Annotated in this window: 20 protein-coding genes and 1 tRNA gene; 13 read left to right on the forward strand and 8 right to left on the reverse strand. The window is 58.6% G+C overall.

Annotated elements, in window-relative coordinates; genetic code table 11:
- Positions 1 to 101 precede the first annotated feature (101 nt).
- Both E1297_RS25070 and ppk2 read right to left on the reverse strand, forming a co-directional pair.
- A complete protein-coding gene (locus E1297_RS25070) occupies positions 102 to 1,115 on the reverse strand; it encodes a Gfo/Idh/MocA family protein (RefSeq protein WP_155143265.1) in 1,014 nt (337 codons plus the stop codon).
- Between the two features lie 83 nt (positions 1,116 to 1,198).
- The gene (gene ppk2 / locus E1297_RS25075) at positions 1,199 to 2,110 is read right to left on the reverse strand and encodes a polyphosphate kinase 2 (protein WP_155143228.1); all 912 of its coding nucleotides are present in this window, start codon (positions 2,108 to 2,110) and stop codon (positions 1,199 to 1,201) included.
- A gap of 178 nt (positions 2,111 to 2,288) precedes the next feature.
- Here ppk2 and E1297_RS25080 point away from each other — a divergent pair, with 178 nt between their 5' ends.
- The 9 genes from E1297_RS25080 to E1297_RS25120 are packed head-to-tail and all read left to right on the forward strand — an operon-like array spanning position 2,289 to position 11,209.
- A complete protein-coding gene (locus tag E1297_RS25080) occupies positions 2,289 to 2,924 on the forward strand; it encodes a TetR/AcrR family transcriptional regulator (RefSeq protein ID WP_155143229.1) in 636 nt (211 codons plus the stop codon).
- A gap of 1 nt (position 2,925) precedes the next feature.
- Positions 2,926 to 4,533, forward strand: coding sequence for a carboxyl transferase domain-containing protein (locus tag E1297_RS25085; protein WP_155143230.1), 1,608 nt, complete (start codon positions 2,926 to 2,928; stop codon positions 4,531 to 4,533).
- Between the two features lie 3 nt (positions 4,534 to 4,536).
- Complete coding sequence (locus E1297_RS25090; RefSeq protein WP_155143231.1) at positions 4,537 to 4,944, forward strand: ASCH domain-containing protein; 408 nt, start codon at positions 4,537 to 4,539, stop codon at positions 4,942 to 4,944.
- Positions 4,944 to 5,459: an O-acetyl-ADP-ribose deacetylase gene (locus E1297_RS25095; protein ID WP_155143232.1), complete on the forward strand. Its 516-nt coding sequence runs from the start codon at positions 4,944 to 4,946 to the stop codon at positions 5,457 to 5,459. Before E1297_RS25090 ends, E1297_RS25095 begins: the two co-directional genes overlap by 1 nt.
- On the forward strand, positions 5,459 to 5,932 hold the full coding sequence (locus E1297_RS25100; RefSeq protein ID WP_155143233.1) for an ASCH domain-containing protein: 474 nt from the start codon (positions 5,459 to 5,461) through the stop codon (positions 5,930 to 5,932). The genes E1297_RS25095 and E1297_RS25100 overlap by 1 nt, the downstream gene beginning before the upstream one ends.
- A 5-nt stretch (positions 5,933 to 5,937) precedes the next feature.
- Entirely contained in the window at positions 5,938 to 7,932 is a 1,995-nt protein-coding gene (locus tag E1297_RS25105) for an acetyl/propionyl/methylcrotonyl-CoA carboxylase subunit alpha (protein ID WP_155143234.1), read from the forward strand.
- Positions 7,919 to 9,559, forward strand: a complete 1,641-nt coding sequence (locus tag E1297_RS25110) for an acyl-CoA synthetase (protein WP_209015980.1) — start codon at positions 7,919 to 7,921, stop codon at positions 9,557 to 9,559. Before E1297_RS25105 ends, E1297_RS25110 begins: the two co-directional genes overlap by 14 nt.
- A gap of 1 nt (position 9,560) precedes the next feature.
- Positions 9,561 to 10,421, forward strand: a complete 861-nt coding sequence (locus E1297_RS25115) for a hydroxymethylglutaryl-CoA lyase (protein WP_155143235.1) — start codon at positions 9,561 to 9,563, stop codon at positions 10,419 to 10,421.
- Positions 10,418 to 11,209, forward strand: a complete 792-nt coding sequence (locus tag E1297_RS25120; protein WP_155143236.1) for a crotonase/enoyl-CoA hydratase family protein — start codon at positions 10,418 to 10,420, stop codon at positions 11,207 to 11,209. The genes E1297_RS25115 and E1297_RS25120 overlap by 4 nt, the downstream gene beginning before the upstream one ends.
- 28 nt (positions 11,210 to 11,237) lie before the next feature.
- Here E1297_RS25120 and E1297_RS25125 read toward each other — a convergent pair whose 3' ends face one another.
- On the reverse strand, positions 11,238 to 12,200 hold the full coding sequence (locus E1297_RS25125; RefSeq protein WP_155143237.1) for a hypothetical protein: 963 nt from the start codon (positions 12,198 to 12,200) through the stop codon (positions 11,238 to 11,240).
- A gap of 104 nt (positions 12,201 to 12,304) precedes the next feature.
- On the opposite strand from E1297_RS25125, the gene E1297_RS25130 reads away from it, so the two are divergent.
- The 3 genes from E1297_RS25130 to E1297_RS25140 are packed head-to-tail and all read left to right on the forward strand — an operon-like array spanning position 12,305 to position 13,608.
- The gene (locus E1297_RS25130) at positions 12,305 to 12,739 is read left to right on the forward strand and encodes a curlin (RefSeq protein ID WP_155143238.1); all 435 of its coding nucleotides are present in this window, start codon (positions 12,305 to 12,307) and stop codon (positions 12,737 to 12,739) included.
- A 39-nt stretch (positions 12,740 to 12,778) separates the two neighbouring features.
- Positions 12,779 to 13,168 (forward strand): curli-like amyloid fiber formation chaperone CsgH, encoded by a 390-nt coding sequence (gene csgH, locus E1297_RS25135; protein ID WP_155143239.1) that lies wholly within the window; start codon positions 12,779 to 12,781, stop codon positions 13,166 to 13,168.
- A gap of 35 nt (positions 13,169 to 13,203) precedes the next feature.
- On the forward strand, positions 13,204 to 13,608 hold the full coding sequence (locus tag E1297_RS25140; RefSeq protein WP_155143240.1) for a curlin: 405 nt from the start codon (positions 13,204 to 13,206) through the stop codon (positions 13,606 to 13,608).
- Positions 13,609 to 13,650: 42 nt separating this feature from the next.
- Here E1297_RS25140 and E1297_RS51340 read toward each other — a convergent pair whose 3' ends face one another.
- From E1297_RS51340 to E1297_RS25160, 4 genes are all read right to left on the reverse strand, one after another.
- Positions 13,651 to 14,481, reverse strand: a complete 831-nt coding sequence (locus E1297_RS51340; RefSeq protein ID WP_209015981.1) for a response regulator — start codon at positions 14,479 to 14,481, stop codon at positions 13,651 to 13,653.
- Positions 14,482 to 14,835: 354 nt separating this feature from the next.
- A tRNA-Thr gene (locus E1297_RS25150) sits at positions 14,836 to 14,911 on the reverse strand.
- A 175-nt stretch (positions 14,912 to 15,086) separates the two neighbouring features.
- Complete coding sequence (locus tag E1297_RS25155) at positions 15,087 to 17,048, reverse strand: heme biosynthesis protein HemY (RefSeq protein ID WP_155143241.1); 1,962 nt, start codon at positions 17,046 to 17,048, stop codon at positions 15,087 to 15,089.
- A gap of 80 nt (positions 17,049 to 17,128) precedes the next feature.
- A complete protein-coding gene (locus tag E1297_RS25160) occupies positions 17,129 to 18,454 on the reverse strand; it encodes a hypothetical protein (RefSeq protein ID WP_209015982.1) in 1,326 nt (441 codons plus the stop codon).
- Between the two features lie 46 nt (positions 18,455 to 18,500).
- Here E1297_RS25160 and E1297_RS49910 point away from each other — a divergent pair, with 46 nt between their 5' ends.
- Complete coding sequence (locus tag E1297_RS49910; protein WP_209015983.1) at positions 18,501 to 19,106, forward strand: hypothetical protein; 606 nt, start codon at positions 18,501 to 18,503, stop codon at positions 19,104 to 19,106.
- A gap of 126 nt (positions 19,107 to 19,232) precedes the next feature.
- Here E1297_RS49910 and E1297_RS25165 read toward each other — a convergent pair whose 3' ends face one another.
- Positions 19,233 to 19,937 carry a uroporphyrinogen-III synthase gene (locus tag E1297_RS25165; protein ID WP_155143243.1) on the reverse strand — a complete coding sequence of 235 codons (705 nt, stop codon included), beginning with the start codon at positions 19,935 to 19,937 and terminating at the stop codon, positions 19,233 to 19,235.
- Positions 19,938 to 19,945 lie beyond the last annotated feature (8 nt).

Here is a 19,945-nt window from a genome sequence, read left to right on the forward strand (position 1 = left end):
AACCTGTTTCATGAAACCCCGCGAAAGCGGGGTTTTTTATTATCCGGCGGCAAGCCGATCGGCACAGCCATCCGGTTGACCGGCACTTTGCAAGTTCATAGTCAGTCGATAGAAACCCATCCATCCGCCTTTTCCGACTGGAACAAGGCATCCATGACTTTCATGTTCTGAACCGCATCTTCAATGCCGTAGGGCAACGGTTCGCTTCCAAGCACCGCCCGTCCAAAGACGTCTACCATCTCGGCATACTGGTTACTCGGCGGGATGATCTCCGGACGCATGGATGCATCGCCCAGTGCAGAGCCATCATCAAGACCAAGAGAAGTGGCTTCCCCTTGAGGCGCGTTGAAGGGAATAACGATCTCCAGCCGCTTCTTTGTGCCCAGAAGATGGAGCCTTTGATAAGGCACCAGCTGGGTGGAGACCGTGAAGTCCAACCGGCGCCCACCTCCAAAATCAAGCAGAGCACTTGCCAGGCGGTCCGTACCAAACTCGGGATCCAGGTCGATCAGCGACAGAACACGCTCGGGCTCGGCCTCAAAAAAGTACCGCCCGGCCAGCATCGGATAGCACCCGATATCCATCAAACCGCCACCGCCGATATCCGGTTGATTGCGGATATTGCCCGGATCGGCATTGAAATAGCTGAAAAAGCCCTGAATGACGCGCAAATCGCCAAGTTCGCCCGACCGGACGATCTCGCGTGCGCGCATCCATTGCGGATGCGCCCGCACCATGAAGCCTTCGGCCACCAGCTTGTCTTTTGGCAAATCGAGAAGCTGTCGGGCTTCTTCTGCCGACAGGGCAATAGGCTTTTCGCACAACACATGCTTGCCGGCCCGCACAGCCTCGATCGTCATCGGCACATGCATGTGGTTGGGCAATGGGTTGTAGACCGCGTCGATGTCCGGGTCGGCCAGCAGCTCCTCATAGCTGCCAAAAGCCTTCTCGAGCCCCAATTCCTCGGCAGCCCGCCGGGCACTGTCCTGATGTCGGGATGCGATGGCCACAGCTTGTCCGGTTCTCGAACCCTGCATCCCCGGAATGACCTTTGTCCGGCCAATCTTGGCCGTCGACAGAATTCCCCAGCGAACGGTTTTTTCCTTGATCATCATTCTCTCCGATACATCCCGGACATCAAACACGCCGGGATGTGTCATCGCAGGTCACGAGAACTCAGACAAGGCGCTTCAGCAGTTTAGTACTTGTGGGGAACATAGAGGTGTTCCGGCAAGACCTTGCGCTCGTAGTCCGGATTGAACACACGATCAGGCAGCGAGATCGGGTCGTGCGGGATTTCGTGATAGGGCATCATAGACAGAAGATGGCTGATGCAATTCAGCCGTGCCTGTTTCTTGTCATTGCCTTCGACAATGAACCAGGGCGCTTCCGGGATATTGGTTCGCTCGAACGTCTCTTCCTTGGCCTTGGTATAGTCTTCCCAGCGCACCCGTGATTCCAGATCCATCGGCGAGAGTTTCCACTGCTTGAGCGGATCGTGGATCCGCATCAGGAAGCGCAGCTGCTGTTCCTCGTCGGTGATCGAGAACCAGTATTTGATCAACCGGATGCCGGAGCGCACAAGCATGCGCTCGAATTCCGGAACATCATTGAAAAACTGCTCGACCTGCTCCTCATTGGCAAAGCCCATGACCCGTTCGACGCCCGAGCGGTTGTACCAGGAGCGATCAAACAGAACCATCTCGCCAGCACCAGGCAGATGCGGGACATAGCGCTGAAAATACCATTGAGTCTTTTCCCGCTCGGTCGGGGCAGACAGCGCCACGACCTTGCAAACTCTCGGGTTGAGCCTTTGAGTGATCCGCTTGATCACGCCGCCCTTGCCCGCGGCATCCCGGCCCTCGAAGATGACAACAATCTTTTCGCCCGTATGCTGCACCCAGTCCTGCAGTTTGACCAACTCGGCCTGAAGCCGGAGCAGCTCGTGAAAATAGACGTGCCGGTCGATCTCGGACTTGTGCCGCTTTTCAGAGATGAAGGCGAGATCCTTGGCAATCAGATTGTCATCGATTTCCATCTCGAGTTCTTCATCGAGACTGTCCGCCCATTCGGCCTCAACCCACGTCCTCGCGCTCCGGTCTTCTTTCATTCCCTCGCCCTTTTTAAAAATCGGTCCAATTTCGCCTAATGTGAAAGACCTTAGCATGTAGGGAATTTGACAATTCTCAATAGTCCCGGTTGTTCCGAAACGTTTTGCGCAGTTTGCAGGCAAATTCCGGTTGTAAATGAATGGTCGTTCATTTATTTTTCCGGACAGGAGTTTTGCCATGGCCCTTGCACAGACCGACCAAGCCCCCTTGTCGAAGGGAGGTAAAACCGCGCAGAGGGTGCGCGATGCCGCTCTGCACCTGTTTGCGAAACATGGTTATGCGGCGGTGTCGATGCGCCAGATCGCGGAGCAGGTCGGCGTTCGGCCGGGAGCCCTTTACAATCATTTTCCGACGAAACAGGACATTTTGAAGGATCTGATGCAGTCGCATATGGCTGCACTGCTTGACGCCTGGGATCAGGAAGCCGCCCGCGCATCACCCGGAACGGACCTTCTGGAAGCCTTCGTGCGATTTCACATCCGCTACCACATGGACCGGACTGACGAGATTTTCATCTCCTACATGGAACTGCGCAATCTCGAACCTCATAACTTTTCCGAGGTCGCGACCGACCGGCGCAAATATGAAGCCGTCCTGAACCGCATTCTGGAGCACGGCACCGACACCGGCCGCTACGCAGTCTCTGACGCCAAGGTTGCGACCCGGGCCATCATCGCGATGCTGACAGCGATCCCGTCCTGGTTCCGTGAAGACGGCTCCCTCAGCCGTGAAGATATCGAGCGCCTCTACATCGACATGGTGCGCAAGCTCGTGGCGCAAACACCCAATCAAGATCATTCGGGGAAGGCATGACATGAGCGTCCTGAAGTCAAATCTCTCGCCGCGCAGCCAGGATTTTGCGTCCAATGCCGCCGCCCACGAGCAGGCCATGAACGCTGTCAAGACCGCAGCACAAACTGCGCTTGATGGCGGCGGGCAAACTGCCCGGGAGCGGCACCTCTCCAGAGGAAAGATCCTTCCGCGCGAACGGGTCTCGCGCCTGCTGGATCCCGGTTCCCCGTTTCTGGAAGTCGGCATGCTCGCAGCACATGGACTTTATGAGGGAGCAGCCCCTTCCGCAGGGATGATTGCCGGAATTGGCCGGGTTGAGGGTCAGGACGTCATGATCCTCGCCAATGACGCAACAGTGAAGGGCGGCACCTATTATCCCCTTTCGGTCAAAAAGCACCTTCGGGCGCAAGAGATCGCCGAAGAGAACCACCTGCCCTGCATCTATCTGGTGGACAGCGGTGGAGCGAACCTGCCCAACCAGGACGAGGTGTTTCCCGACCGGGACCATTTCGGGCGGATCTTTTACAATCAGGCCAACATGTCGGCGAAAGGCATTGCCCAAATCGCCGTGGTGATGGGCTCTTGTACGGCGGGCGGCGCCTATGTTCCGGCCATGTCGGACGAGACCATCATCGTCAAGAACCAGGGCACGATCTTCCTCGCAGGACCGCCCCTCGTCAAAGCTGCCACAGGCGAAGAAGTGACCGCCGAGGATCTGGGCGGAGGCGATGTCCACACCAGATTGTCGGGTGTCGCCGATCATCTGGCCCGCGACGATGCTCACGCCCTCGCGCTCGCCCGCCGGGCAATTGCAAACCTCAACAGAACCAAGCAGCCCCAGCTCGCGTTACAAACACCGGAAGCGCCACTTTATGATCCGGACGAGATCCTTGGCGTGGTCCCGGCCGACCTGAAGACCCCCTATGACATCCGCGAAGTCATTGCCCGGGTTGTCGACGGATCCCGTTTTGACGAGTTCAAGGCCCGCTACAGCACCACACTGGTTTGCGGGTTTGCCCACATCCACGGGATGCCCGTAGGCATCATTGCCAACAACGGCGTCCTGTTTTCGGAAAGTGCGGTCAAGGGCGCGCATTTCGTCGAACTCTGCTCGCAGCGCAAGGTACCTTTGGTCTTCCTGCAAAACATCACCGGCTTCATGGTCGGTCAGAAATATGAGAGCGGCGGGATCGCCAAGGATGGCGCCAAGCTGGTCACAGCGGTCGCCACGACCTCCGTTCCCAAGATCACCATGCTGGTCGGCGGTTCATTCGGAGCAGGAAACTACGGCATGTGTGGCCGGGCCTATTCCCCTCGGTTTCTCTGGACCTGGCCGAACTCCCGGATCTCTGTCATGGGCGGCGAACAGGCCGCCGGTGTTCTAGCGACCGTCCGCCGCGACGGTATCGAACGAAAAGGGGGCAGCTGGTCCGGGGAGGACGAAGCCGCATTCAAGCAACCCATCATCGATCAGTTCGAGGAACAGGGGCATCCGCTTTATGCATCTGCACGGCTGTGGGACGACGGCATCGTCGACCCGCGCAAAACCCGTGATATTCTGGGGCTCTCGCTCTCAGCGGCGCTGAATGCCCCGATTGAGGAAACCCGTTTTGGCCTGTTCAGGATGTAGCCCATGACCTTGGATGAACTCTCGCGAAAATACCCCGGCGCACAGGCTTACAAATTCGGGGACACCCCGGAGACAAACGCGCATCTGATCGAGCAAGCACGGTCCGGCAGGAAAACCGCCACATGCGGTGCCTTGCGTGACTATGACGAAGACAATGGCGACATGCCCTCCCCCGGCCGCAGGGATATCGTGCTCAACTGGGACGGCACCCCGGCACTGGTGATCGAGACCCTGAGCGTCGCGATTACCAATTACTGCGACATGGGGCCGGATTTTGCGCTTGCAGAAGGGGCCGGAGACATGGCCGAGTGGCGCCGCGACCACAAGGCCTATTTCGAGCGCACAGGCGGATTTGACGAGGAAATGAAGCTCGTCTGCGAACGGTTCCGGGTGATTGAGGACCTTCAGTAATGCCGAAGCTTGAGGTTCTGGTTGGCGATATCACGTCATGCGCAGTTGACGCCATCGTCAATGCCGCGAACACCTCCTTGCTGGGTGGTGGTGGTGTGGACGGTGCGATCCATCGCGCAGCCGGACCCGAGCTTCTTGCGGAATGCCGTTTGCTGAATGGGTGTGAAACCGGCGGCGCGAAGATCACGAAAGGCTACCGCCTTCCAGCCCGCCACGTCATTCACACGGTCGGACCGGTCTGGCAGGGAGGAACCGAAGGAGAACCGGACTTGCTGGCCAGTTGCTACGAGCGCTCCCTGCGGCTCGGCAACGCCCATGGCTGCCGGAGTTTCGCCTTTCCCGCCATTTCAACCGGGGTTTACGGGTACCCGGCCGATCTGGCAGCCAATATCGCTGTCGCCACACTTCGGCGCGTTCTTGAAGATCTCGATACAATCGAAAAGGTAAGCCTCATCGCATTCGACAAGGCCAGTGAAACCCATCTCGCCACGTCGCTCGGGAGGCAGGGAACCTGATGTCCGCATCACCAAATACCGCCCAAACTTCCGTTTCCCGTGATGCTTCGCAGCTAAAACTGGAAGCTGTCAAACAAAGATATCCGGAAGCGGAATGCTTCACGTTCGGAGACAGTGAAGCGCTGTGCCAGCGCCTGATCACCCTTGTGCGCCAGGGAAAGAAAACCGCCACCTGCGGAGCCTTGCGGGATTTCGAGGCTGACGGCGAGCCCATGCCTGTCGCCGGGCGCAAGGATATCTCCCTGAACTGGGACGGCACACCCGCACTCGTGATCGAGACCGTTCACGTCACCATCGCCCGTTTCTGCGATGTCGCGGAGGACTTCGCGCTGGCGGAAGGTGAAAACGCAGATCTGGCCGGGTGGCGCCGGGACCATCAGGCATTTTTTGAACGAAACGGCGGCTTCGATCCGGAAATGAAACTGGTTTGTGAACGCTTCCAACTCGTCGAAGACTGTCAGCAACAGGATTAGGCCTCATGTTCAAGAAGATCCTCATCGCCAACCGGGGGGAAATCGCCTGCCGGGTCATGACAACTGCAAGACGTCTCGGCATCCGCACAGTCGCGGTCTATTCCGACGCGGATAGCAATGCGCAACATGTGGCGATGGCCGATGAGGCCTTCCGGATCGGACCGTCACCGGTTGCAGACAGCTATCTTCGAACAGAAAGGATCATCGAAGCGTGCAGGCAGTGCGGTGCGGAGGCCGTGCATCCGGGCTATGGTTTCCTGTCCGAAAACCCGGATTTCGTCGACGCCCTCGAAGCGGCGGGGATTACATTTATCGGCCCGAGCGCCAAATCGATCCGGGCGATGGGCCTTAAGGACGCTGCCAAGGCGCTGATGGAAAAAGCTGGTGTTCCCATCGTTCCGGGCTACCATTGCAACAATCAGGACCCGGCTTTCCTGAAAGAACAAGCTGGCAGCATCGGCTATCCGGTCCTGATCAAGGCCCGGGCCGGAGGCGGCGGCAAGGGCATGCGCCGGGTCGATCAGCCCGAGGATTTTCTGGAAGCCCTTCAGGGAGCCCAACGCGAAGGCGAAGCCAGTTTCGGTGATGGCCGTGTTCTGATCGAAAAATATCTGGTCAAACCCCGCCATATCGAAATTCAGGTCTTTGGCGACACCCAGGGCAATGCGGTCCATTTGTTTGAGCGCGACTGTTCGCTTCAGCGCCGCCATCAGAAAGTCATTGAGGAAGCCCCTGCTCCCGGCATGCCGCTGGAGATGCGCGAAGCCATGGGCGAGGCCGCTGTCAAGGCGGCAAGGGCAATCGACTATGCGGGGGCCGGAACAATCGAGTTCATCGCCGACGTTTCGGAAGGGCTCAGGGCCGATCGATTCTATTTCATGGAAATGAACACCCGCCTGCAGGTGGAGCATCCGGTCACCGAAATGATCACCGGCGAGGATCTCGTCGAATGGCAATTGCAAGTGGCAGCCGGACAGTCTCTCCCCAAAACACAGGACCAACTCTCGATCAATGGCTGGGCGTTTGAAGCCCGCCTCTATGCTGAGGATGTCCCGAAAGGGTTTCTACCTGCAATCGGCACGCTTCAGCATCTGAAGCTTCCCGAATTGACGGCCCGGGTGGACAGCGGCGTGCGGTCGGGAGACGCCATTTCACCGTTTTACGATCCGATGATCGCCAAGATCATCGTTCACGGCACGTCGCGCGAAGCGGCGCTCGGCAAATTGCTTGCAAGCCTTGAAGAAACACAGGTCGCGGGTTGCGTCACCAATGCCGGGTTCCTCGCTGCCCTGTGCCACCATGAAGGTTTCGCAAGAGGCGATGTCGATACCGGTTTGATCGGCCGGGATCTGGATCAGCTGATTGCTGCGCCGCCCCTTCCTGAAAACGGTCTTGCGCTGGCAGCCATTACCGCGCTCGGATTGACGAGGCCACCGGCTGGCACTGATCCCTTCGACACTCTTGCCGGTTGGCGGATCTGGAGCGCATCCCGCCAGTTTGCCCTTCTGGAGATCGCCGGCGACCGGCAGGACATCGAGGTGCAGGCGCTTGGCAACCAAACCTTCATTGTCCATTTTGCGGCCGGACCCGCCCAATTCCGGATCATCTCGACGGACGGCACGACAATAACCTTTGAACGCGATAGCCACCGCGCCACAGCCGCTGTCATTCAATCAAGTTCAGGCCTCACGGTGTTCATCAACGGTCACGCCTACGAGGTCAGCTTGCCGGATCATCTCAGCGCCGATGACGAAGCAGCAGGTGCAGGCGACCAGTTGATCGCCCCGATGCCCGGGCTTGTGAAGGTGATGACCGCAAGCACCGGGGGAGCCGTTTCGAAAGACCAGCCCCTGATCGTGCTGGAAGCGATGAAAATGGAACACACGCTGAAGGCCCCGCGCGATGGTGTCGTCGCCGAAATCCGTGTTGCCGCAGGCGAACAGGTCACCGACGGCACCATTTTGCTGACACTTGAGGAGGAGACCGATGCTGCTGCCTGATGCTCCCGGCTACGACGAACTTGTCCGCGCCTTCAAGTGGACCATTCCGGATCGATTCAACATTGGCACCGCAATCAGTGATGCCTGGGCTGCAAGAGAGCCGGATCGGGAAGCGCTCGTCTATGTGAATGAGGACGGCACCGTCACACGCTTCAGTTATGGCGAGCTGTCCCGGCTTTCCAACCAGCTCGCCAACCTGCTGCGCGACCGTGGCGTTCACGCAGGCGACCGGATCGGTGTTCTGCTTCCACAGCGGCCCGAGACTGCAATTGCCCATATTGCCGCCCTGAAGTTGGGCGCCATCACCATTCCGCTTTTCACACTGTTTGGCGAAGAGGCGCTTGCCTACCGGCTCACAAACAGCGGCGCACGGGCTGTCATCACCGACGCGGTGGGGGCAGACAAGATCAGCCGCATTCGTGAAAACCTCCCGCACCTGACCACCGTTTTGTCGGTGGATGGCGACAGCCCCGGAGCCGAAGACCTTCATGCCCATATACACGGGCACGAAGCCACATTCCGTCCGTTCGAGACACGACCCGACGACCCGGCCCTGATCATCTACACCTCGGGCACCACCGGACAGCCCAAGGGAGCTCTGCATGGTCATCGCGTTCTCCCGGGACATTTGCCCGGCGTCCAGATGAGCCACGATTTTCTCGGACAGCCGGGGGACCGGATCTGGACCCCGGCCGACTGGGCCTGGATCGGCGGCCTGCTCGATGTGCTGATGCCAGCGCTTTACCTTGGCGTTCCGGTGGTGGCCTGCCGGTTCCGCAAGTTTACCGCAGACGCCGCCTTCCAGCTGATGCAGGACCATGGCATCCGAAACGCGTTTTTGCCACCGACAGCCTTGAAGATGATGCGTCAGGTGGAAGCACCTGAAAAGAACTGGTCCCTTGACCTGCGGTCGGTCGCCTCCGGCGGCGAAATGCTCGGTGCCGAGCTGATCGAATGGGGACGCCGCATCTTCGGCCTGACCATCAACGAGTTCTACGGCCAGACCGAATGCAACATGATCGTCTCCAGTTCTGCGAAACTGATGGAAGCAAGGCCCGGCATCATGGGGCGCCCCGTACCAGGGCACACGGTCAGTGTCGTCAGTGAAACGGGCGATGTTCTGCCCTCCGGCGAACAGGGCAATATTGCGGTCAAGGCCCCCTCTCCGGTCATGTTCCTCGGCTACTGGAACAATGACTCGGCGACCAGACGAAAATTCGCCGGTGACTGGCTGCTGACCGGCGACCAGGGGGTTTGTGACGATGATGGCTGGATCCGTTTTGTCGGCCGGGACGACGATGTCATCACCTCTTCCGGTTACCGGATCGGGCCGGGCGAAATCGAAGACTGTCTGCTCAAGCATAACGCGGTTGCCATGGCTGGCGTCGTCGGCAAACCCTGCCCGACACGAACCGAAATCGTGAAAGCCTACATCGTCCTGAAAGACGGCCATGACCCAAGCGACACGCTCGCGCTTGAGATTGCCGAATTCGTCAAGACCCGTCTCGCCGCACATGAATACCCCCGCGAAATCTCGTTCGTGGATGCCTTGCCCATGACCACGACCGGCAAGGTGATCCGCAAGGACCTGCGGGTCCGGGCATCGGAAGAACTGAAAGACCTTTGATATGTCAGAGTTTGTGACCCTCTTCGAAATGGGCCCGCGCGACGGCCTTCAAAACGAACAGGTCTTTGTCCCGACAGATCAGAAAATCGATTTGGTCGACCGCCTGTCCAGCTGCGGATTCCGCAAGATCGAGGTTACCAGTTTCGTCAGCCCGAAATGGGTTCCGCAGATGGCCGACGCACAGGAGGTCATGGACGGGATTTTCCGGCATCCGGCGATTTCCTATGCCGTGCTGACGCCAAATGTTAAGGGCTACACTGCGGCCCGCCGGGTCTCCGCCGACGAAGTCGCGATTTTCGGATCGGCCTCGGAGGGATTTTCGAAGAAGAACATCAATTGCTCGATCGCCGAGAGTATCGAGCGGTTCAAGCCGCTGATCGAAAAGGCGCACCATGACGAAATTCCGGTCCGTGGTTATGTCTCCTGCGTGACCGACTGCCCCTATGACGGCCCGACACCGCCGGAGATGGTCGCAAAGGTCGCCAGGACCCTGTTTGATCTCGGCTGCTATGAAATTTCGTTGGGGGACACGATCGGCGCGGGCACACCGGACACAATCGGCCTGATGCTCGACGCTGTGCTGGAACACGTCCCGGCGCGATATCTGGCCGGGCATTTTCACGACACAAAGGGCCGGGCACTCGACAACATCCTCGTCAGCCTGGACAAGGGTGTAAGAACCTTCGATGCAGCGATCGGCGGCCTCGGCGGTTGTCCCTATGCGCCGGGCGCAAAAGGCAATGTCGCAACCGAATCGGTTGTCAAACTGCTGCATGAGCGCGGAATTGAAACCGGCATCGATCTAGATGCCCTTTCGGACGTGTCTGAATTTGCCCGTTCACTCAGGAGCGTCGATGCATGAGCTATGAAACCCTGCTTGTAGACACCGATGCACGCGGTGTTGCGACGCTGACGCTAAACCGCCCGGAAAAGCACAATTCCCTTTCCGGTCTCATGATCGACGAATTGAGCGAAGCAGCTGCAAATCTCGCTCAGGACGAAGCGGTTCGGGTTGTGGTTCTGACCGGGGCCGGATCAAGCTTCTGTGCCGGAGGGGATCTTGGCTGGATGCGGCGGCAATTCGAGGCGGACCGGGACACCCGGATGCACGAAGCCCGCAAACTTGCAATGATGCTCCATGCCTTGAACGAACTCCCCAAGCCGCTGATCGGGCGCATACAGGGGCAGGCTTTCGGCGGCGGTATCGGGATGATGAGCATCTGCGACACGGCCATTGCCGTCGAAGGTGCAAGGTTCGGCCTGACCGAAGTCCGGCTCGGGCTCATACCGGCGACGATCAGCCCCTATGTCCTGGCACGGATGGGAGAGGGCAAGGCCCGGCGCGTGTTCATGTCGGCCCGGATTTTCGATGCAGGCGAAGCCAAGGCGCTTGATCTGGCAGCAAGCGTTGTCCCGGAAAAAGAACTGGACGCGGCCATCGAAGCCGAAATCAAGCCTTATCTGACTGCAGCCCCTGCCGCAGTTGCCGCATCAAAAGCGCTGGCACGCAGCCTAGGTACACCGATTACTCCGGCTGTCATTGACGACACGATCAGGCGGCTGGCCGACACCTGGGAAACACCGGAAGCCCAAGAGGGCATTTCCGCGTTTTTCGACAAGCGCAAACCGGCTTGGGCAATCAAGCGCTGATTGCAGTCAATCCCGAAAATGCAAACACTCAGCCCCGCCGGGAGTGATCGGTCTGCGCGGCAATCCGCGCGACCTGACGCTGCTCCGTCTGTGATGCGTCCGCGTCTTCGGGTCCGTAGAGGCGGTCGCGCAAATAGCGGGTCTTTTTGCGTTGCCGGATGCCGATCCCTTTTGGCAGAGGCACCCCTGCCCGATCCATGCAAAGCATGATCCATTCGAGATTTGGCAGACCTTCCGAGGAAATAGTAAATTCTGCCCCATCTTTCCGGGTGAAGACAAAAGCCCGTGTCTCCTCGACAGGTGCGAGCAGAGCTGTTTTTTGCCGCGCGGTGAAAGCAGCCAAGGCGAGCAGTTGGCGCAAGGATCCTTTTGCCTGCCAGTTCTTCACTCTGACATCGGCCAGATCGACATAGCGGACCCGGCTGCGCCGGCCAAAGAGCGCGAACTCGAACCCGTTACCGAAGAACCTTACCCAGGACGTTTCCTGGCGCACCGACAGGGCGAACAGACATACCGAGACGGCGGTTGAAAACAGCATCAAGGACAACATGGCCACACCTGGCCCATTCACCTTCGAAAGCGACAGCAAAAGAAGTGAACAGCTTGGAATGCCAATGCCAAACCCGGCCAAATCCCACACTGGCGCCGGTGGGACCGAGACCGGTTGAACCGCTCCGCTTGGCACGAATGGTTTCGGAAGTGCAGCATAAACGCCGATCCCGGCGGCCATGCACAAGAGCCCGACCAACACGGATGTTCCGCCGCTCATGCCAACAACACCCGTGACACCGAGGCCCAAGGGAACAATTCTGCGAACGAACTCTGTTTTTGCAGATTTTCCAAGACGCATATCGTCGTCCCCGTTGGTCGTGCAGCCCCCGGTTTCCAGCGCTTCCTTATCTGAATCCTTCCCTGAACGCCGGTCAAGTTCTCGGCCAGCTTCCCCTGTGGCTAACCCTCCCAAAACCGGCTTGCCCGTAGCTAGATGCATTCTGAACCCAAAATGAATGGCCGCTTCAGTGTGTGTTCCGGCATGGCTTGCTAGATCGTTCCCCATCAGCACAACGCGGCCCGGCCGCCTACCCGGAGAAGATCATGTTCAGGAAGTCCATCGTTTCTGCAGCGGCAATCATCGCGATCAGCCTGGCATCCGCTCCGGCGCAAGCGGGCGGCATCACCATCGAACAGTTCGGTTTCGGCAACAGTGGCGGCGGCTGGCAAGACGGTTTCAACAACATTATCGGACTTCATCAAAATGGCGGCCACAACGCGGCAACCTTCCATCAATACGGTCACAACAACACGGCAGCGACCGGACAGGACGGCCATAACAACCATGCCGACATGTGGCAGTACGGCCATGGCAATGCCGGTGGCATCGGCCAGTTTGGGTCCAACCACAGCACGATCATGACTCAGGATGGAAACGGCAACATTGCCGCCGGGGTTCAGGTCGGTTCGGGTTGCGAGGCCGCCGTGTCCCAATCGGGAGCAGGCAATGTCGCTGCCCTTGTTCAAACCTGCCCGTAACCATCACGGCATCGGCACACGAAGAACATGGAGGATCGCTTGAATACAGCAGTCAACATGGTAGCCGCCGGAGTTCTCGCAACGGGGTTTACTCTCGCCTTCTGGTCGGCGTCATCGAGTGTGGCCAATGACACTCCGGTGGAAATCTGCAAGATCCAGACGCAGTCTCACGGCAACAGCATCACGATGTCCGGCCTGGTCTCCGGATCCCCCGGCCAGAGTGGCAGCTACCGGTTCCGTGTCACCGGAAGCAACACGGCAGGCCATGCCAATATCAGCCAGGGCGGTGCATTCACGATCGGGGGTAGCGGTGTCCAGCGTGCGGGCAGTGCGATGCTCAGCCGCACCGGGATTTATGATGTGCGGCTTGAGATCGAGAGTGGCGGCATCAGCCGGACATGCAGTTTGCGTGTCGGTGACCGGATCTAGTTTGGGCCTCCGCCGTTTACTAAAGGAAATTTTTCATGAAAAAAACACTCTCCAAAGCCGCCATGGTGGCATTCCTGGCAATAGCGGGATCCGCTGCGCCAGCGCTTGCCGGCGGCACGCTGTCATTCACCTTGACGCCGCAAAATCCGGGTCAGAACAACCTTATGCGTGCGGGACTGATGGCGGCTGCCGTCGCCAATGACTTGAGTTCAGGCGGCGGCATCAAGCAAAACGGCCTCAACAACATGGCCGGATTGGCGCAAAACGGTTTTGGTAACCAAGGCCTGATCCTTCAAAACGGCAACGGGCATTCTGGTTCGATCCGCCAGACGGGCTCGAACCATGCCTATGGCCTGTTCCAGTTTGGAGACAACGCCGACGCCCACATTGCACAATCCGGACATGGGCAGACCGGTACGACTTTTCAGTTCGGCTGGTGATCAAGCCCATTGAGGCCATCGTTTCGCTAAGGCAAAACGCAGTTATCGGTCTTCCGTTGCCTTTCGCTCCCGTTCAAGGAATCGGAAGGCATCGCGCGATTTGGCAAATTCCGGACATTCGAGCCCCAGCAAATTATGCATCAACGTGTCGATGTCCTCTGGTGCAAACGGTTTTTGCAAGAAGCCCGATATCCCGACAAACGCCGCCGAGCGTTCCAGATAGGTCGTGTCATTGGTCGACATCATGTAGACAGCAATTTTGCTGGACAGTTCACGGATCGCACCCGCCAATTCGAGACCGTCAATACCGGGCATGTGAAAATCGGTCAGGACGAGTTTGAACCGGTTGCTCGCGATCGCACGCAAGGCTGCTTCCGCATTGTCGACTTCGGTGATGTCAAACTTGAAACGGCTGCATTCCAGGGTGCGGCGTGCCAATTTGCGCATGATCGGGGAATCATCAACGATCAGGATTGCATGGCGTTCAGTCATTGCCAAGTACGCCTTGACAATGCACGCGACGTCTTCCGGGCGGAACGGCTTTTTCAGAAAGTGATAAGTCCCGAACTCGGACAGCACAGACGCCGCCTTTTCGTTCATGCCCGTCGACATGGCGACCGTCAGGCATCCGCGCGAACGCGTTTCCTTCATGGCCGCAATCACTTGCGTTCCGGAAAGCCGTGGCATGTTGATGTCAATAAATGCGAGATCGACCTGGTTTCTGTAAAGGACGCGCATGGCGGTATCGCCATCTGCTGCTGTCTCGACATCAAAGACCCGTTTGTTCTGGTAAAATCGTATCCCCGACTTGACCACCTCCCGCGCGACGGCACTGTCGTCAGCCACGAGAGTTTTTATGACCGTGTGTAACACTGCTCCCCCCCCAATCGCCGGATGTTAAGCAACAAGAAAATGCAAATCCTTTCCGGCGACCGGATCCATACAATTTATATTAGTGAGCGCCTCATGTAATAACGTTACAGTAGGTTTGACAATGCGAAAATTGATGTATTTCGTACGTATGATGCCTAAAGTTGGTGCAGCTTGAATAACGGCGCATACTCTTGGTTCGATATTTTCCAGGCACTACCATAAAGGGTGCAGTTGATTGCCAGAATCATCCAAGGACACATGCAAGACTGCTTAAAACCGGAGGCACACACTCCTGTATTCTTCGAACATCCATAGATGTTCAACTAGGAAATCTCGATTAAATTTTTGGAAGAGTGGTGCTGCTGAAGGGACTCGAACCCCCGACCCCATCATTACGAATGACGTGCTCTACCAACTGAGCTACAGCAGCTTAAGGCCATCCCGAATGCGTGGGACACCAAACATCTCGGATCGAGAATGGGCCGGTTGATACCGGACCGTGCTTCAAGATGCAAGCGGATTTCGTGACCGATTGGCCTCTGTCGACAATTGGCTCGCCAGAGGCCCGATCAAACGTGCCACCAAAGATATATGGCGGATAGAAGTTATTTGAAAAACCCGGATTGCCGGGGCTTGGCCGGTTGGTCATCATCATCAAGCGGCCCCGGGTCATCCGGCATACGCTTGAACGGAAATGCAATCGGCTCGGATGACGTACCTTCCGCAACATCGGTTGTCTTGTCTGTTGCGGCACCGGCTTCGCCCTTGCCAGAGTCAGACCCGACCCCTTCGATATTGTCCTCTTTATCAACGTCGTCCGCAGGCTTGCCTAACTCTGAAGCATTCTCACGGGAGGCTGCCCCTGACACGGACTGGCCATCCTCAGACGCACTTGAGACTCTTGTAGGCGTTGATTTATCGGTTTTTTTTTCGGACTTCTCCGCAGTGCCCCCGCCGCCTGCCTGCGTTTCAGCCGGAGCATCCGGCAAGTTCTTCATGGAAGGCGCATGGCGCACGTCATCGGTTGTTCCTTCATACCCGTGTTTCGCCGGGGATGGCGGCGGGACGTCTTGCGCAGTCTCCACGTCAGACTCAATCGGAACCTCTTTCCCGGCGCTTGGCGGGGGAGCCGGATTCACGACCTTCATCTCCGCAACAGCATCCCTCTCCACTTCTTCGGCCTTTTCCCCCATGTTTGCAGAGGCCGGATCCACCTCAGGCTGCATGGAAATCACAGGCGCTTCGAACAGACTGTCTTCAATGACCGGGCCATCTTCCTGATCGGGCAACCGGCTCGGTGTCGTCCAGACAAATGCATCCAGTTGACCGGTCACGGGCGACACCGCCTGCCATTCCTGGGTGGCAACACCGTCGGCAACCCAGGCCTTGTCGAGAGGCGCACGCAGCGCCCGCGACAGCCAGTCACGCATGCGGCCCTGATCACCATGCTCGGTCTCTTCCAGTTCCGCCATCAACAGGAAGGCAGACCGGCTCGGTTCTTCACGCAAGATCTTCTTGAGCTGTTCACGGGCTTCGCCGAACTCGCGCGCTTCAATGGCAGCACGTGCCCATGCAAGAGTTCCAGCCGTCGTGCCGGTCCGCTGCCCGGCCAGATGCTTGACCCGCTTCAGCCGATCCATTGCTGAATCACCGGGCCGCACATGGGCATAGGCTTCTGCCAGATCCGGGTGCGGAGACAAGCGCCACGTCGTCTCGATGAGCTTGGCGGCCTTGCGCGTATCTCCCTTGCGGGTTGCCAGCCGGGCTGAAACAAGTGCTGCAGGCACCAGATCCGGCGCCAGCCCATGGGCTTCCTTGGAGAGGGAAAAGGCGCGCTCCGGCTCCTGATCCTCCAGTTGACCGGCAAGCGCCGTCATGATCACGGCCCGGTGGCGGCGATAGGTTTTCTTGTCGATCAGCTTTGCCGAATAATTGCGCTCAAGGGTAACCAATGCCTGATCCCAATGATTGGCAATCGCCTGATAGCCGAGCACCGCCTTGCCGGCCCATTCAAGACCGGGCTGTGTCTTGGCCGCTTCCTCGGCATAGTGGCGGGCAGCAATCGGTTCTTCATGCCGTTCCGCTTCGATAAAGAGGCCGTGCAGCCCGAGCGCCCTTGTTTCGGGATCCTCAAGCATGGCCTCGAAACGCGACCGGGCTTCTTCTTCCTTGCCTGCGAGCTGTGCCGCCTGGGCAATCAGCAGCTTTGCCGCCGGTTCCCCTTTCAGAAGCTTTTCCGCATCCAGACCGTACCGGCGGGCCAGTTTGGCATTGCCGGTACCAAGCGCAATCAGCCCGTGAGACAAGGCCTGATAGCCCTTGTCCTTGCGGCGGCGCCGGAAAAACCGGTTGGCAATCTTGGGTGAACGCAGCACCGTCGATATCAGCCATACGGCAAGAAGGAAAAGAACCAGCAGAACAACAACAACCACTGCGGCGACCACCGGTGTCTGTTCCCAGACATAGCCGTCCCAGCTAACCGACACCACGCCGGGCAGGTCCGCCATCCAGGCGAAGCCCATGGCCAGCACAAACAGCAGTGCAACGAACAAAAGGACGCGGATCATACCCTACGCTCCGTGACATGCACCGGCGCTCAGGCCGGCCTTCCAGATCTCTCCCGCGCGTCAAACCGCGCAAGGGTTACTCAGCTGCCCTTGCGGGCCAGTTCCGACAGGACTTCTTGCGAGGCCTTGCTGGTCAAAGTATCGACCTCGACGCGGGCCCGGGCCTTCTGGGCCCAATCGCTGCCAGCTGTCCGGGCCGTCTCGGGCAACTCGCCATAGGCTGTCAGCGCCGCGCTCAAGTCGCCCTTGGAGACAGCATTTTCCATGCGCCGCAAGGTGGCTGCCGGGCCTGTGCCATTCCCGCTGCCAGGGCCACGAACAGTGACGATCGATTTGGCACTTGCAAGGAGACTGTCGAGGATATCCCCCGACTGCTCCGGCTGAGCGAATGTCGCATAGATCTTGCGTGCCACACCCGGAAACTGGGCAATCAGCGAGGCGGCCGGCGTGACCCCGGTTGAGGCGTATTGTTCAAGTGCTTTCAGGTCGGTGCCGGGTGGCAAACCGGCTTTGACCGCCGCAAGTTCCGTGGCATAGGGCTGGCCGGAATCGACGGCAGCTTTCAAGGCAGAAACCGACAGGGCCCTTGCCGCAACTTCCCGCGCGGTCACATCTCCCATGCCATTTTCGACCGTCGTCAGGCGTGCCGACAAGGCAGCGAGCTCGCTGCGAATTCCGTCAAACGCAGCCGCATTGGTCTTGGACATGGTCTGCATGTCGGTTGACAGGCTGGAGAGCGTGTCGCTTGCCCGCGCCTGGGTATCCGCCAGTGTTTTCAGCGATGTGTCGGATGTGGCAACAGCCGTTTGTGCCGCCTTTGCCGTGGCATCTGCATTTTGAACGCGGCTGCCGAGCGCAGTCAGTTCGCTTTGCAGGGACTTGAGGGTTTCCTGCAAGGATGCAACCGCCTGAGACGATGCCCCCGCTTCCGACGCTGTCGTGTCCAGAGTTTTTTGGAGATCACTCACCTTGGTCTCGAGAGCGGTTACCGCAGCTGACATGGCACTTGCGGCTTCACCTGCCCCGCTCCCGCTGGCAGCACCTTGCGGACTGGCCTGACTGAGACGCTCATTCAGGGCGGCGACCTCGCTTTTCAGTTCCGCGACATCCGACGCCAGTTTGCTGCCGGACGACGCCGCTGCACTGCTGACAGCCTCCTGAACCGACTGCTGCAACCCGTTCAGCCGCGTCTCAATCTCGCTGACCCGTTGCTGTGTCTCCTGCCCAAGATTGCTTTGGCCAAGTTGTGTGAGCTGACTTTCAAGGTCAGTGATTTTTGTCTCGGCAGCGGTGATCAACTGCTTCGTTTGCGCATCGGTCTCCGCCGGCAATTTCAGGATGCCCGCCTCATGAAGACCATAGGCTCCGCCGAGGACAACCACACCGCCAAAAATCGCGGCTGCCAACAAACCGGTAAAACCAACCCCGGATTTTTCTTTTTGAACAGGCGGAGTGAAGGCTTCCGAACTTTTTTGTCCAGCACCGGGCGCGCCCGCACCCACGGAGGTTGCCGCCGCACCTGTTCCGGTCTTCGGCGTGGAGGAGCTTCCGGAACTTGCCTTTTGGTCCGGTTTGCCCGCCGTAGCCGGTTGCGGCGGTACAGTTTTGGTTGCCGTTTTGCCCGTTTCGGCAGCGGCCCTGCCACTGGAAGCTGTCGAGGGAGCTGACGCACCCGAAGCTTGCGGCCTTGCCGCCCCAGTAGCGGCAGTCTCTTCCTTGCCGACAGGTTTGGCTTGGGGGGAGGATGCTGCTGCGCCTGAAGTTGCTGTCTTTTCAACTGGCGCGCTCTTGTCTGCGGCCGCTTTTTCGGCCGCCGATCCGCTTGAGGGTGCAGAACCGCGTCTTTCAGAACCGGTTTCTGGCACACCCGAGGGTGGTTTCGCTTCGACCTTTTCGGGCTTCAAATCAATCGTCACCGGCCGCTTGGACGAACTTCCGGTTTGCTTTGTGCTTTTTTCAGATGTTGTCGAACGCGCCGACCCTGAACCGGACGTTTTTGCCGATCCGGTCTTCGAACTTGTTGATTTTCCGGAAGGGTCCTTATCCGATGCCATATGATCTCCTCCTGGGCCGCATTGGGCTCCCTACCTACTATACACACCGGGACGGTATGCAACACCGTCACGGACAATGTCTTTTTTGTCTTTTTCGCGGTGCAAGATCCGAGCTCTCCTGCGCCCGCATTCAAGCCCTCAGGGCGAGCTCCAGCAGCGCGTCTTCACGTGGCTTTGCGGGTATTTTGAGGCGATGCGCGCCACTAAGCGGTTCTCCAGCCTTTTCAGAAATGGCAACGACGATCAAAGCCCCAAGATTTTCATGAAGCCCCGCGTTTTCAAGCGCTTGCCGAAAAGCCAGAGCCGTGCGGGCAGAGTAAACCAGCACCGCATCATAAACTCCATCAGCAATATGGCGGAAGACATGGGACGGCAAGCTTTTGGCCGGTTCCATTGCATAAACCTCGCTCAACCGGCAGCCAATTCCGGCACCATTCAACAGTCCTTCAAGGTTGCCCGCGCGATCACGCGCACATGCATAAAGCACCGGACCGGTCTGAATGCTGGCGCCGATCAGCCTTGCCAAGGCTTCAATATCACCATCGGCCGAATAAACGGTTTGAAAGCCTGCTGTTCTCAAGGCCTGAGCCGTGCTGTCTCCAACAGCATAAACGGGTAACTTTTCGAGTTGCCCGGCCTGATCGTGATTTCCGAGGATTTCCGCCGTCCGCCGGCTGGTCACGGCAAGCGCCGTGACATCATCCAGATCGAAGGCAGGAGGCGCGGTCACCCTCTGAACAAGCATGGGCGCTTCATCCGCCTCGGCCCCAAGGTACCGAAGCTTGTCCGCCGTTCGGCGGCAGTCCGGTTGCGGGCGCGTGACGAGGAAGCGCATCTTTGAAG

The sequence above is a fragment of the Roseibium sp. RKSG952 genome (assembly GCF_009711355.1).